Raw genomic sequence first — 13,897 nt, 5'->3', positions numbered from 1 at the left:
GATCCTTATTATGTCTCAAGTCGCAAAAAAATTATTGGTGACGTGTGCGTTACCATATGCTAACGGTCCAATCCATCTCGGTCACATGCTGGAACATATCCAGGCAGATATTTGGGTCCGTTTTCAGCGAATGCGCGGCAAAGAGGTTCACTTTATCTGCGCCGACGATGCTCATGGAACACCAGTCATGCTGAAAGCTCAGCAAATGGGTATTGCTCCTGAAGAGATGATCGCAGCCGTGAACCAAGAACATCATCAGGATTTTACTGGCTTTTCAGTTAGCTATGATAACTATCACTCCACGCACAGCAAAGAGAACCAAGAGTTATCAACTAAAATTTATCTGGAGCTGAAAAAGAACGGTCATATTAAGAATCGTACTATTTCTCAGTTATATGATCCTGAGAAAGGTATGTTCCTGCCGGATCGCTTTGTAAAAGGCAATTGCCCGAAATGCAAAGCAGAAGATCAATACGGCGATAACTGTGAAGTTTGCGGTTCTACTTACAGTCCTACTGAGCTGATCAACCCACGTTCGGCTGTCTCTGGTGCGACACCAGAAATGCGTGAAACAGAACACTTTTTCTTCGATTTACCTGCATTCAGTAACATGCTACAAGCATGGACCCGCTCCGGTGCATTACAGGAACAAGTTGCTAACAAAATGCAAGAATGGTTTGAGTCCGGTTTACAACAGTGGGATATCACCCGTGATGCCCCTTATTTTGGTTTTGAAGTTCCTGATGCGCCCGGCAAATATTTCTATGTTTGGCTGGATGCTCCTATTGGCTATATGGGTTCCTTCCAAAATTTATGTGACAAACGCGGAAATCTGAGCTTTGATGATTTCTGGGCAAAAGATTCCACCGCTGATCTTTATCACTTTATCGGTAAAGATATTGTCTATTTCCACAGTCTGTTCTGGCCTGCCATGCTGGAAGGCAGCGGTTATCGTAAGCCAACAAATATATTTGTTCACGGCTATGTGACCGTAAACGGTGCAAAAATGTCCAAATCCCGGGGTACTTTTATTAAGGCCAGCACTTACTTGGATCATCTGGATGCAGACTGCCTGCGCTATTACTATGCAGCTAAACTCTCTTCCCGTATTGACGATATCGATTTGAATCTGGAAGATTTTGTTCAGCGTGTTAACAGCGATATCGTTAACAAAGTTGTTAACTTGGCATCCCGTAATGCAGGTTTCATTAATAAACGGTTTAGTGGCAAGCTGGCGGATAAACTGGCTGATCCAGCGCTTTACCAGAAGTTTATTGATGGGGCGAAAGTGATCGAAGAAGAGTTCAATAACCGCGAATTCAGTAAAGCAATCCGTGAAATCATGACTCTGGCTGATTTAGCAAACCGTTATGTGGATGAACAAGCGCCATGGGTTGTGGCAAAAGAAGAAGGCCGTGATGCAGATCTTCAAGCTATCTGTTCAATGGGAATCAACCTGTTCCGTGTTCTAATGACTTTCCTTAAACCGGTTTTGCCAAGTCTGGCAGAACGTGCCGAAGCGTTCCTGAACACAGAATTAACTTGGAATGACATTGAACAACCTCTACTGGATCATCAGGTTTCCGCCTTTAAGGCTCTGTTCAGCCGTATGGATATGGACAAAGTGAATGTTATGGTTGCTGCATCTAAGGAAAACATTAACACACCACAGAAAGTCAGTGGCCCATTGGCAGATGATCCCATTCAAGACACGATCACCTTTGATGATTTCGCTAAAGTTGATATGCGAATCGCCCTTATTAAACAAGCTGATTTCGTAGAAGGTTCAGATAAGTTACTGAAACTGAATCTGGATCTGGGTGGCGAAACTCGTCAGGTGTTTTCCGGTATCCGCTCCAGTTATCCTGATCCAAAAGCGCTGGAAGGCCGTTTGACCGTGATGGTGGCTAACCTAGCGCCGCGTAAAATGCGCTTTGGTGTTTCTGAAGGTATGATAATGGCTGCTGGCCCTGGCGGAAAAGATATTTTCCTACTCAGCCCTGACAGCGGTGCACAACCCGGTATGCAAGTGAAATAGCAATAAATTCATCTTATGAATATATCTTAGCGGGGATCAGCCATGATCCCCGCTTTTTTAAATGTGATTTATGGCACATTTTCAGCGTTAATTGTATGATGAATGCCTCACTGGAATTAGGAATTTTGTTATGTCGTTTCGTGAAGTACTGATTATAGGTTGGCAGTACCTGCGAGCATTTGTACTGATTTATCTGTGTCTACTGGCAGGTAATGCCGTCTCTGCCCTGCTACCCATCGCTATCCCTGGCAGTATTATCGGTATGTTGATATTGTTCGTTTTACTCGCTTTCCAGCTTATCCCTGCTCACTGGGCAAAACCCGGTTGTAGCCTGTTACTGAAAAATATGACCCTGCTGTTTCTGCCTATCGGTGTAGGCATTATGAATTATTACGATCAGATCAGCCAACAGATGCTACCGATTGTCCTTTCATGCTTGATCAGCACCGCCGTTGTTATGATTATCGTTGCTTACAGTTCCCATTATATTCACCGTGAACGTCCGGTTATTGGCTCCGTATCAGAAGTGAAGATTGAACAACAGAAACAAGAGAAATAAAAATGTTAAGTCATATTTGGTGGTCACTACCACTGACATTGATTGTATTCTACATTGCAAGAAAACTTTCACTACAGCTCAAAGTTCCCATTCTTAATCCTTTATTGGTTTCTATCGCAGTGCTTATTCCGATATTGATAATAACCAATACCCCCTATGATCACTATTTCGCAGGCAGCCGGATTTTAAATGATCTGCTCCAGCCCGCCGTGGTTGCGTTGGCATTTCCTTTATATGAACAGCTGCACCAGATCCGGGCCCAATGGAAATCCATCATCAGTATCTGTTTTATCGGCAGTATCGTTGCTATGGTGACAGGTACTGCTATTGCACTGTGGACAGGCGCCACACCTGAAATGGCAGCCTCTATACTTCCTAAATCAGTCACTACGCCTATCGCAATGGCAGTCGCCGATGCTATCGGCGGTATTCCTGCAATTAGCGCCGCTTGTGTCATTTTTGTCGGTATTCTTGGCGCCGTATTTGGTCATAACCTATTCGATATTTTGCAGGTAAAAACTAAAGCATCCCGCGGCTTAGCAATGGGAACCGCATCACATGCTTTAGGTACCGCCCGTTGCGCGGAAGTTAATTTTATTGAAGGCGCATATAGCTCATTAGCACTGATGACCTGCGGTATCATTACTTCACTGACGGCCCCTTTTGTGTTCCCAGTGCTACTATACTTATTTGGCTAGTTATAGTTAAAAAATTTGATGCAGATCTCTAAATTACTGGCTTTAATTACAAAAATTTCACCATCTATACCCAATAGATTTCAAGATGGATCGCGACGGCAAAGGAGCGAATCCCCGGGAGCATAGATAACTATGTCATAGATAACACTGTGACCGGGGTGAGTGAGTGCAGCCAACAAAGAGACAACTTGAAAGATAACAGGTATATATGATGTTAATCACATTAAAAACCTGACCAAACAGCCTAAAATTATCTTAACTTAATTTGGAGATCGTTCTATGCAAGCTCGTTTTCACTCTATCTGGGCACAGTTGCCATCTAAACTACAGGATGCACTTTTGCCCTATGCAGGAAACGACAACTTTCCTGCTATGCTTACCGCTGAACAAGCGAAATCCATCAAGAAAGCCTGTGGCTTTGACGATAACACATTGGCGATTGCTCTGCTGCCATTAGCAGCAGCATGTTCCCTCACGCCGATATCGCATTTTAATGTCGGTGCAATTGCCCGTGGAGAAAGCGGAAACCTCTACTTTGGTGCCAATATGGAATTTACCGGCGTGCCGTTACAGCAAACAATTCATGCTGAACAATGTGCTATCACCCACGCTTGGTTGCGGGGCGAGAAAAAATTGACATCCATTACCGTGAATTACTCTCCATGCGGTCACTGCCGTCAGTTTATGAACGAACTTAATAGTGGCACACAACTAGAGGTCCATCTACCAAAGCAAACACCTTCAACATTAGGTGACTATTTACCCGATTCATTTGGTCCAAACGATCTGGGGATTACCACTCTGTTAATGGACCCGATTAATCATGGCTATAAATTAGAAACCACCGATAAACTGGTACTAACTGCACTAGATGCAGCAAACCAGAGCCATGCCCCATACAGCAATTCATACAGTGGTATCGCACTTTTGGGAAAAAACGGAAAAATCTATTCTGGCCGTTACGCAGAAAATGCTGCATTTAACCCAAGCTTACCCCCACTACAAGCAGCACTGATTTTGATGAATATGTCTGGTGGTGATTATTTGGCTATCGAAAGAGCGGTACTCATTGAGGGAAAACACAGCCACTTATCCCAACGAAGCGCAACTCAATCCATACTCGCTACTTTGGGTTGTAGTAAATTTGAGCACTACACCCTCTAAGTTCGATGAAAAATTCAATTTTCCCTCTATATCAGATAGAGGGTTTTCCTCAATGAAAACAGTGAACGTAACATTTTATTAGCCAAATCTGGATGTTATCTCTCATTTTCACCCATAATACCTCTAATTAAGTAACATTTACTGTACATATTTTTCCTATCTCTTAGGATCTATAATTGACCTTGTTATCCATTTAGTTCAAAGAGTAAGATTCATGGAACTGGAACACGAAAGTAAACGTCCATTATATATTCCCTATGCAGGCCCAATCCTGTTGGAATTCCCCCTGCTGAATAAAGGCAGTGCCTTTACTGAAGAAGAGCGTAGCAACTTTAACCTGCATGGTTTATTACCTGAAGCCGTCGAAACCATCGAAGAGCAAGCTGAACGAGCCTATCGACAGTACCTTGATTTCGAAAATGATGCAGACAAACACATTTATCTGCGAAATATTCAGGACACTAACGAAACCCTGTTCTACCGCCTGCTGGATGCACATTTGAACGAAATGATGCCAATCATCTACACCCCAACTGTAGGTGAGGCTTGTGAACACTTTTCCGATATTTATCGCCGCGCCCGAGGCTTGTTCATCTCATACCCAAACAAAGCCCATATTGATGACATGCTGCAAAACGCGACCAAACAAAATGTAAAAGTTATCGTTGTTACCGATGGCGAACGCATTCTTGGCCTGGGTGACCAAGGTATTGGCGGGATGGGTATTCCTATCGGTAAGCTTTCCCTGTATACCGCCTGTGGTGGCATTAGCCCAGCCTATACGCTGCCAGTGGTACTGGATGTGGGAACTAATAACCCACAGCGCCTGAATGACCCACTATATATGGGCTGGCGTCATCCACGTATTACTGGTCAAGAATATGATGAATTCGTTGATGAATTTATTCAGGCCGTTAAACGCCGCTGGCCAAACGTATTGTTGCAATTTGAGGATTTTGCGCAAAAAAATGCCATGCCGCTACTCAACCGCTATCGCCATGAGATTTGCTGCTTTAATGATGATATTCAGGGAACGGCTGCTGTTACTCTGGGTAGCTTGATTGCAGCCAGCCGCGCTGCGGGTCGTCAATTGAAAGATCAAACTGTTACTTTCTTGGGAGCAGGTTCCGCCGGTTGTGGTATCGCAGAACAGATCGTTGCTCAGATGAAATCTGAAGGTTTAAGTGAAGAACAAGCTCGCGCTCGTATTTTCATGGTTGACCGTTTTGGTTTACTGACAGATAAGCTGCCAAATCTGTTGGATTTTCAGAACAAACTGGTACAAAAAAGCGACTCACTGATTGCATGGGATGTGAATAGCGATACAATCTCTCTACTCGATGTTGTTCGTAACGCCAAACCGACTGTCTTGATTGGTGTTTCAGGTCAAGCTGGCCTGTTTACAGAAGAGATCATCCGTGAGATGCACAAACACTGCGAACGTCCAATCGTAATGCCATTATCCAACCCGACCTCCCGTGTTGAAGCCCGCCCCGAAGATATTGTCAACTGGACCGATGGTGCCGCCTTGGTTGCAACAGGAAGCCCATTCCATCCGGTAAAATACAAAGGTCAGGAGTATCCAATCGCTCAGTGTAACAACTCCTACATCTTCCCTGGGATTGGCCTAGGTGCCATTGCATCAGGAGCCAAACTCGTCACTGATGGTATGTTGATGGCGGCAAGTCGGACACTGGCTGATTGTTCACCGTTGGCTCAAGAGGGTAAAGGCCCATTACTACCACTCATTGATGATATTCAGGCAGTTTCACGCAAAATTGCTAAACAAGTTGCAAAAGAAGCACAAATACAAGGTGTTGCAACTGTCACGTCAGATGGTGCACTGGATGAAGCTATTGAGCGAAACTTCTGGAAACCTGAATATCGCGTGTATAAACGCACTTCATTCTGATTTTTAGCCTTAAAAAGACCTAAAAAAGCCTGTCAGTCTTGCTGTCAGGCTTTTTTCTTACAGAGAAAACTTGCTTAGGCATTTCAGGTAAAGTAGCCTTTATTGAATTCAGTCATTGATGTATATAAAGGCAAAAGCATGTGGAAGCGCCTGATAATTGGTCTGTTATTCTTCTCAGGGGTGCTGATACTGACAGCCATTGCACTTGACCGCTGGATTAGTTGGAAAACGGCTCCCTATATCTTTGATGACCTCAAACAACTTCCTCAACGTGAAGTAGGTATGGTGCTTGGTACTTCTAAATATTACCTCTCTGGCGCACCCAATCAGTATTATATGTACCGTATTCAGGGAGCAGTGAATGCTTATAACAGTGACAAAATCAAATATCTGTTGCTAAGTGGTGACAATGCTCAGCAAAGCTATAACGAACCAGTAACCATGCGTAGGGATTTGGTAAGAGCGGGTATTCCTGCTGCAAATATCGTTTTGGATTTTGCTGGTTTCAGAACACTTGATTCAATCGTCAGAACCCGTAAAGTTTTTGATACCAATGATTTTACTATTATCACTCAACGATTCCATTGCGAACGGGCTATGTTTATCGCTATACATATGGGAATTGCCGCTCAGTGTTATGCGGTTTCTACACCCAAAAATATGATCACCGTTCGGTTACGCGAAATAATTGCTCGTCTTGGTGCCTTGACTGATCTTTATATTCTGAAACGTGAGCCTCGCTTCCTTGGCCCTTTGATCCCAATCCCTGCTCCGCACAAAGTACCGGAAGGCATAACGGGTTACCCGGCAGTAGCACCAGAAGAGTTACGCGAAATGGATCAAGCCCAGCCTAAGAGCGCCGGGCCAATGCAGCCGTAACATCACGCCAGCACCGTTCTAACGGTCCTTGTTGGTGACGGCGTAGCCACCAGCATGAAAAAAGAATATTCACCGCCCAGATGAGAGGAATAAATGCAAGTAACTCCAAGCGGCTAAATTGGCCAAACAACCCAAAGTGATAAAACAGCGTTGTGCAGACTAAGGTTTGCAGTAAATAATTACTCATAGCCATTCGTCCAACCTGGCTGAGCCAATAATTAATTCGCCAACCTGAAATCACCGGCCAAAAGCCATATATTAGCGCCATATAACCCAATGCCTGGAAAGGTATTACCAACTCGGAAAGAATATAGCCGACAATACCTGACCAAAAGTAATCCCAGCCATAAGCACATTGGATGACTACAGAAAGTATCTGAATGGCAGCACTAAGTGGTATCAGCAATAACGCTACGTTTCGATAATGGCTCACTGAAAACTCACCTTTTAGCCAGCCATTACGCACTAATCCAGCCCCACATAACATAATGCCAATAAGCTGCCAGCCATACTGAGCAAACATCATGACCATCATCGATATGACTTGATTGAAACGCTCTTCTATTGCCAGCCAGCCACCACTTGTTTTCCAGAATGTTTCGTATAGCACATGGAATTCCGTCGGTTGCCAGCCATTATTATTAGATTCACCTCTTGATAAAAGCCCAAGAATAAATAACAGCGCTAATCCAACCAAATAAAAAATAGCGCCTTTCATAAACAACCTGTTGCTGGCGTTATTTTGACTAATCAGATAAAAACTAAAAAAACCCGCTAAACTGTAAGAGAGCAAGATATCACCATCCCACAGCAAAATGCCATGTATCCCCCCTATCAGGGCGAGTATGAGCAATCGCGGATAATTCCAGATTTTGCCCCTTGGCAGTAGTAACTCCAGTGTTGCACCAAATAAAAAGGCAAAAATACACAGGAATTTTCCCTGAGCAAAAACGCTGAGTACAGACCAAATAAGCAAATCAGATGAGGAAGCCGAGCCATTATATTCCGGGTTCAGATAAGCAGCAGATGGCAAAGCAAAACCAGAGATATTGAGTAGCAATATTCCCAGAATCGCCAGACCACGAATACTATCCAGTGTATCAATTCTCTGGCGAATCATGTTTATATCCCGATGTAAAAATTATCAATGGCGAGTCGTGCGTAAAAACTCCTGACGGGTATTCTGACTGGATTTAAACAGACCACCCAGAGACGTTGTTGTCGTGGTACTGGTTGCATCACGGATGCCTCGTGCCTTCACACAGTAATGGACCGCATCAATAGATACTGCGACATTATTGGTGCCAAGCAGTGTTTGTAATGCAATCAAAATCTGTTGTGTCAGGCGTTCTTGTACCTGCGGGCGCTGTGAGAAAAACTGCACAATGCGGTTAATTTTAGACAATCCAATCACTTTATCCTTTGGAATATAAGCAACGGTAGCTTTACCATCAATAGTCACAAAATGGTGTTCGCAAGTACTGGTCAACGTGATATCACGCACGGTCACCATTTCATCCACTTTCATTTTGTTTTCTATCAGTGTAATTTTCGGGAAATTACTGTAATCCAGCCCTGAAAAAATTTCGTCAACATACATTTTTGCAATACGGCTAGGAGTTTCCGCCAAACTGTCATCACTTAGATCAAGATTCAACAGTTTCATAATTTCCGTCATATGCTCCTCAATCCGCACCTTACGTACTTCCGGTGCCAACGCCTGACCACGCAAAGGAGTTTCAAGACCACGAGCTTCCAGCGCCGAATGCACAAGCTCAGCTTCTTTACTTAGGGATGACATTATTTTCTCCAAAGATATTACTTTCCATCATCTGGCGGGTAGTAAAATTGATGTTTGAATCATGGGTACCACAACAAGGTAATCACAACGCATTGGTAACTATTTCATACACTGTAAATGAGCACGTGGTGATTATCCAGTGATTGCTTTTCATTATCGTATGAATTTTTTACACACAAACTTCGCTGTTTGGTTTCTTCCTATTGCAAACTAACAACCCAGCAATCACCAGTGTAATAAATGCAACATACAGAGCGGGTTCCAATTTCCCAGTTACCGCAGTAGAAACCGCAGATAACATTGGCCCAACCAACTGCCCGATAGCATATACTGTAGTTAACAACCCAGCCATGTAGCGACTATGTTCTGGGGCTAATTCACGTCCATACTGAAACGCCATTTGCACCACGCACATAAAACCACCACCAACCAGCAAAGATCCTAACGCCAGACCACTTATTCCCGGCATAATCTCAGGCATAAGCACACCTACCGCCTGAATCCATAAAGTGATCGCCAGCCGGATTTGGGTTGTCAGTATACCACGGGTTAGAATAGCGAAACCAATGCCGATTACCGCAGCGGCACCAAATATAGGCCAGACAAACTGAGCAAACAAACTGCCAGGAAAACGCTCACTTGCCATTTGTGAAAGAAAAGTGGCAGGTAAAATATAACCAAACCCCGCCAAACTATAGCTCCATACCAATCGCTTAATTGCAGGTGTCAAAATCAGTTTTTTCACCTCTGTCTGCGAACGGTGTAGCTCACCACTACGAGGCAAATGCCGACTAACATAAACACTAAGTATCAGAGCCAAAATGCCATACAGTATCCATGCTTCGGCAGCATTCAGTTGCCATGCTTGAATACCTACCGCAAGGATGCCACTGATAAATATCCCCACGCCAGGTCCCGCAAACACAGCAGCACCCAACGCAGGACGGTTTAATCTGGCTAACTGTTCATTGACCCATGCCGCCGCCAACACTAATGTCCAGCCACTTGCCCAACCGATAAAAAAACGAGCGATACCGTGTAATACCGGTCCATTTAATAGCGCAGAAAGCAACGTAATGGTCACCGCTCCCCATAATCCTGTCCAGAGTCGATATTCAATAAATCTGCGCGCCCGCATCGCGTCATAGGAGCCAGCCAGGTAACCCAAATAGTTTAAAGCTGCGACGATACCCGCCCCGGTCAGGTTCAATTGGGATTCTGCAATCATTAAAGGAACTTGAGGCGTGAAGGTAAAACGCCCGATCCCCATAGCAACAACCAGAGCTAAAAACCCACTCATTGCGATATGGAAAGACTGATAGCTATGGCTCAGTTGGGAAGATTTTATATTGCTCATAGTGATGAAGACATTATTTTTAATTTATCATCATAAGCTATAACAAAAAATAAATATAATAGACACTTTTGACCAACAAAATTCTCCTCAAAGAACGTAAACTATTTCTGCCTATAATTAAAGAACAAGTAAGCTATGAATTACAGTACTGGAAATAGCAAAGTATATTATTTCTCATGTTCTGCATCATGAATTCACCTTGTTAAATTAAGTCCACACAAAATCACATCGAGCATTTACAACGTAATATTAACCAGACCTCTATCTAATAGTTCTATGCCCTTCATCTTTCAAGCAGCTGCTTTGTTGGCTGCGTTCACTCACCCCAGTCACAGAGTTATCTATGCTCACGGGGATTCACTCCCTTGCCGTCGCGATACATCTTGAAATCCATTGGGGATATAATGATACTGGCAAGCCTGTCTATAGGAGAGGTATGATTCGTCAAGCTACGTACTAAATTATTGAGGAGGTTTTTATGCATAAAGAATTCCAAGGTAAGACAGCCATTATTACTGGCGGTGCGACCGGTATCGGGCGAGCCATCAGTGTTATGTTGGCGAAACAAGGTGCAGCTGTAGCAGTGATCTATTCACAAAGTGAACTTGAGGCATTGGAAACAACCGAATCTATTATTAGAGATGGGGGACAAGCCATAGCAATAAAAGCGGATGTTGCCGACGAATCAGCAGTAAAAACCATGATAAACACCGTCGTGGAAAAATTTAACGGAATCGACTATCTAGTTAATAATGCAGGGACAACAAAGCAACTTCAATTTGAAGATCTTGAGGCTATATCTGATGATATTTGGGATACCATTATCGACGTTAATGTGAAAGGCACATTTCATTGCTGCCGATATGCTGCCCCCTATCTCAAAGCAAGAGCAGGAAGTGCTATTGTGAATGTTGGAAGTATCGCTGGCGAAACTGGCCTTGGTTCTTCTATTCCCTATGCAGTTTCCAAATCAGCGGTTCACGGACTAACAAGATCCCTAGCTCGGGCACTGGCTCCATCGATAAGGGTTAACTGCGTGGCACCTGGAGCGGTCGAAACAAGATGGTGGAAAGGAAGAGAGGAAAAAATGCAGATGCTCTGTACGCATTTGCCTTTAGGACGAATCGCAACACCAGAAGATATTGCAGAAGTCACCTTGATGTTATTAAAAGCAGAAGCAATGACAGGACAGATCATTAAGGTTGAATGTGGTCAAACTTTATAGACCCCACCGGCTTTTTAACCTGGCTATTACAACAGCAAACTTCAAGATACTAGGTTAATCGCAATATTCTATCTGTTTGTTACCTATTGTTTGCGGCGTTTTGGGCAACCAACACCCATATCGCCGCATTTATGCAATACATGAAACCTCGCCAAAGTTAAATATCGCTAACACATACGATGATCTCTGCCATAATAGCGCAATTACAAAATGCTATCTGGGAGTATCATTATGGATCACTGTCATACCTCTGAATTGATCTCTTTGGAACAAGCGCTGGAAAAAATTCTGACGCAAACGACACCACTGACTGACACAGAAACCGTCAGCCTTACCCAATCATCGGGGCGCATTACTGCTACAGATATTATTTCTCCTATTGATGTTCCACCTTTTGCTAACTCAGCAATGGATGGTTATGCAGTACGCTATGTCGATTTAAACAGCAATAAGCCACTACCTCTGGCAGGAAAAGCCCTAGCAGGTGTTCCTTTTCAAGGAGAATGGTCAGCGACAACCTGTATCCGAATTATGACTGGAGCGCCTATTCCTACTGGTGCTGATACTGTCATTATGCAAGAACACGCAGCAATTGCTGTTGATGGTATCGTTTTCACTCAACCAGCCAAACAAGGCCAGAATATCCGTTTGGCAGGCGAAGATATGACTAAAGGTGCAGTGGTACTACCGGCAGGCAGTAAATTATCCACTGCTCAATTGCCACTGATTGCATCTTTGGGAATCGCCAAAGTTGAAGTGGTCCGCAAATTGAAAGTTGCTATTTTTTCCACCGGTGATGAATTGCAAGCTATCGGTCAACCGCTTAAAGAAGGCCAAATTTATGATACCAATCGTTTTGCCATTCGCTTAATGCTGGAAAAACTGGGTTGCGACATAATTGATTTAGGTGTTATTGCAGATACCCCCGAAGCACTGCGCAATACTTTTGAAATAGCGGATCAAGGAGCTGATTTAGTTATCAGCAGTGGTGGCGTTTCTGTAGGTGAAGCAGACTACACCAAACAAATTCTGGATGCACTGGGAGAAATCAGCTTCTGGAAACTGGCAATAAAACCCGGCAAACCTTTTGCTTTTGGCAAACTAAAAAATTCCTGGTTCTGTGGTTTGCCCGGCAATCCGGTTTCAGCCGCCCTCACCTTCTACCAATTGGTTCAACCTTTAATCGCCCGCCTGTCTGGTTTTACTGCATGGCAACCACCAATGCGTATCCGTGCTAAGGTTACGACCCCCTTAAAAAAGACACCGGGAAGAACGGATTTCCAACGCGGGGTTGCTTCTGTGAATGAACAAGGGGAATTGGAAGTTCTTACTACAGGGCATCAAGGCTCTCATATATTCAGCTCATTTAGCTTGGGTAACTGCTTTATCGTTCTGGAACGCGAACGTGGACGGGTAGAAGCTGGCGAAAATGTCGAAATCGAATTGTTCAATCACTTACTAAAAAACGAATAATGACCATTGAACTGACAGACGAAGAAACCCTACGCTATAACCGTCAAATTGTCCTACGCGGATTTGATTTTGATGGTCAGGAAAAGCTGAAATCATCGAAAATACTGATAGTCGGTGCGGGTGGGTTAGGTTGTGCAGCATCCCAGTATTTGACAGCAGCAGGCGTAGGAACAATAACACTACTGGATTTTGATACTGTTTCTCTCTCAAACTTACAACGGCAGATCCTGCATCGAGACGAACGCATTGGGATGGCTAAAGTACAATCGGCACAAATAACTCTTCAAGCAATAAACCCACACGTCACAATCAAAACTGTTAATGCATTACTGGAAGATCAAGCGCTGGAGGAACTTATCGGTCAGAATGATGTGATATTGGATTGCTCTGATAATGTGGCGATTCGTGAACAACTAAACTGCCTGTGTCTCGCAAAGAAAATGCCTCTGATTTCTGGGGCAGCAATTCGTATGGAAGGACAACTGACAACATTTACTTATCAGCCGGATTCCCCTTGCTACCATTGCCTGAGTAGGCTGTTTGGTGAAAACAATTTAACTTGTGTAGAAATGGGTGTTATGGCACCACTGGTAGGAACCATCGGTACATTGCAGGCCATGGAAGCCATCAAACTACTTACCGGATACGGTAAGATAAACAGCGGAAAAGTTTTACTGTTTGATGCCATGACGATGCAATTTCGCAATATTACATTACTTAAAGATCCAAACTGCGAAGTGTGTAGTTGTTAATCCACTCATAGATGGAAATAACATACCCCGATTATCTGA

Annotated in this window: 12 protein-coding genes; 9 read left to right on the top strand and 3 right to left on the bottom strand. The window is 43.8% G+C overall.

All coding sequences use genetic code 11. The features are described from left to right. Window positions 1–10: 10 nt before the first annotated feature. The 6 genes from metG (at window position 11) to sanA (ending at window position 7,250) form a co-directional block, all read left to right on the top strand. Window positions 11–2,038: a methionine--tRNA ligase gene (metG, locus tag EAE89_RS02075; protein ID WP_214085295.1), complete on the top strand. Its 2,028-nt coding sequence runs from the start codon at window positions 11–13 to the stop codon at window positions 2,036–2,038. Between the two features lie 130 nt (window positions 2,039–2,168). After that, window positions 2,169–2,597: a CidA/LrgA family protein gene (locus EAE89_RS02070; protein ID WP_149616514.1), complete on the top strand. Its 429-nt coding sequence runs from the start codon at window positions 2,169–2,171 to the stop codon at window positions 2,595–2,597. Between the two features lie 2 nt (window positions 2,598–2,599). Further along, on the top strand, window positions 2,600–3,295 hold the full coding sequence (locus EAE89_RS02065; protein ID WP_054475024.1) for a CidB/LrgB family autolysis modulator: 696 nt from the start codon (window positions 2,600–2,602) through the stop codon (window positions 3,293–3,295). A gap of 279 nt (window positions 3,296–3,574) precedes the next feature. Next, window positions 3,575–4,459 carry a cytidine deaminase gene (cdd, locus tag EAE89_RS02060; protein WP_214085294.1) on the top strand — a complete coding sequence of 295 codons (885 nt, stop codon included), beginning with the start codon at window positions 3,575–3,577 and terminating at the stop codon, window positions 4,457–4,459. A gap of 214 nt (window positions 4,460–4,673) precedes the next feature. Further along, complete coding sequence (locus EAE89_RS02055; protein ID WP_054475028.1) at window positions 4,674–6,371, top strand: NAD-dependent malic enzyme; 1,698 nt, start codon at window positions 4,674–4,676, stop codon at window positions 6,369–6,371. Window positions 6,372–6,509: 138 nt separating this feature from the next. Then, entirely contained in the window at window positions 6,510–7,250 is a 741-nt protein-coding gene (gene sanA / locus EAE89_RS02050) for an outer membrane permeability protein SanA (protein ID WP_054475029.1), read from the top strand. Here sanA and yeiB read toward each other — a convergent pair. From yeiB to EAE89_RS02035, 3 genes are all read right to left on the bottom strand, one after another. Beyond that, on the bottom strand, window positions 7,222–8,367 hold the full coding sequence (yeiB, locus tag EAE89_RS02045) for a DUF418 domain-containing protein YeiB (protein ID WP_188093336.1): 1,146 nt from the start codon (window positions 8,365–8,367) through the stop codon (window positions 7,222–7,224). The genes sanA and yeiB overlap by 29 nt on opposite strands. A 27-nt stretch (window positions 8,368–8,394) precedes the next feature. Next, on the bottom strand, window positions 8,395–9,051 hold the full coding sequence (gene folE / locus EAE89_RS02040) for a GTP cyclohydrolase I FolE (protein ID WP_054475031.1): 657 nt from the start codon (window positions 9,049–9,051) through the stop codon (window positions 8,395–8,397). A 169-nt stretch (window positions 9,052–9,220) separates the two neighbouring features. Next, entirely contained in the window at window positions 9,221–10,408 is a 1,188-nt protein-coding gene (locus tag EAE89_RS02035; protein ID WP_054475033.1) for a YbfB/YjiJ family MFS transporter, read from the bottom strand. Between the two features lie 478 nt (window positions 10,409–10,886). Between EAE89_RS02035 and EAE89_RS02030 the strand changes: the two genes are divergently transcribed. The 3 genes from EAE89_RS02030 to moeB all read left to right on the top strand — a co-directional run bounded on the left by EAE89_RS02030 (window position 10,887) and on the right by moeB (window position 13,858). Continuing rightward, on the top strand, window positions 10,887–11,633 hold the full coding sequence (locus EAE89_RS02030) for an SDR family NAD(P)-dependent oxidoreductase (RefSeq protein ID WP_054475035.1): 747 nt from the start codon (window positions 10,887–10,889) through the stop codon (window positions 11,631–11,633). Window positions 11,634–11,864: 231 nt separating this feature from the next. Then, window positions 11,865–13,106 (top strand): molybdopterin molybdotransferase MoeA, encoded by a 1,242-nt coding sequence (moeA, locus tag EAE89_RS02025; protein WP_214085293.1) that lies wholly within the window; start codon window positions 11,865–11,867, stop codon window positions 13,104–13,106. After that, window positions 13,106–13,858, top strand: coding sequence for a molybdopterin-synthase adenylyltransferase MoeB (moeB, locus tag EAE89_RS02020; RefSeq protein WP_054475039.1), 753 nt, complete (start codon window positions 13,106–13,108; stop codon window positions 13,856–13,858). The genes moeA and moeB overlap by 1 nt, the downstream gene beginning before the upstream one ends. Window positions 13,859–13,897: the final 39 nt, after the last annotated feature.

This window comes from Photorhabdus heterorhabditis (genome assembly GCF_018448905.1).
Taxonomy (GTDB): domain Bacteria; phylum Pseudomonadota; class Gammaproteobacteria; order Enterobacterales; family Enterobacteriaceae; genus Photorhabdus; species Photorhabdus heterorhabditis.
This window is presented reverse-complemented; position numbering and strand designations above follow the sequence as displayed.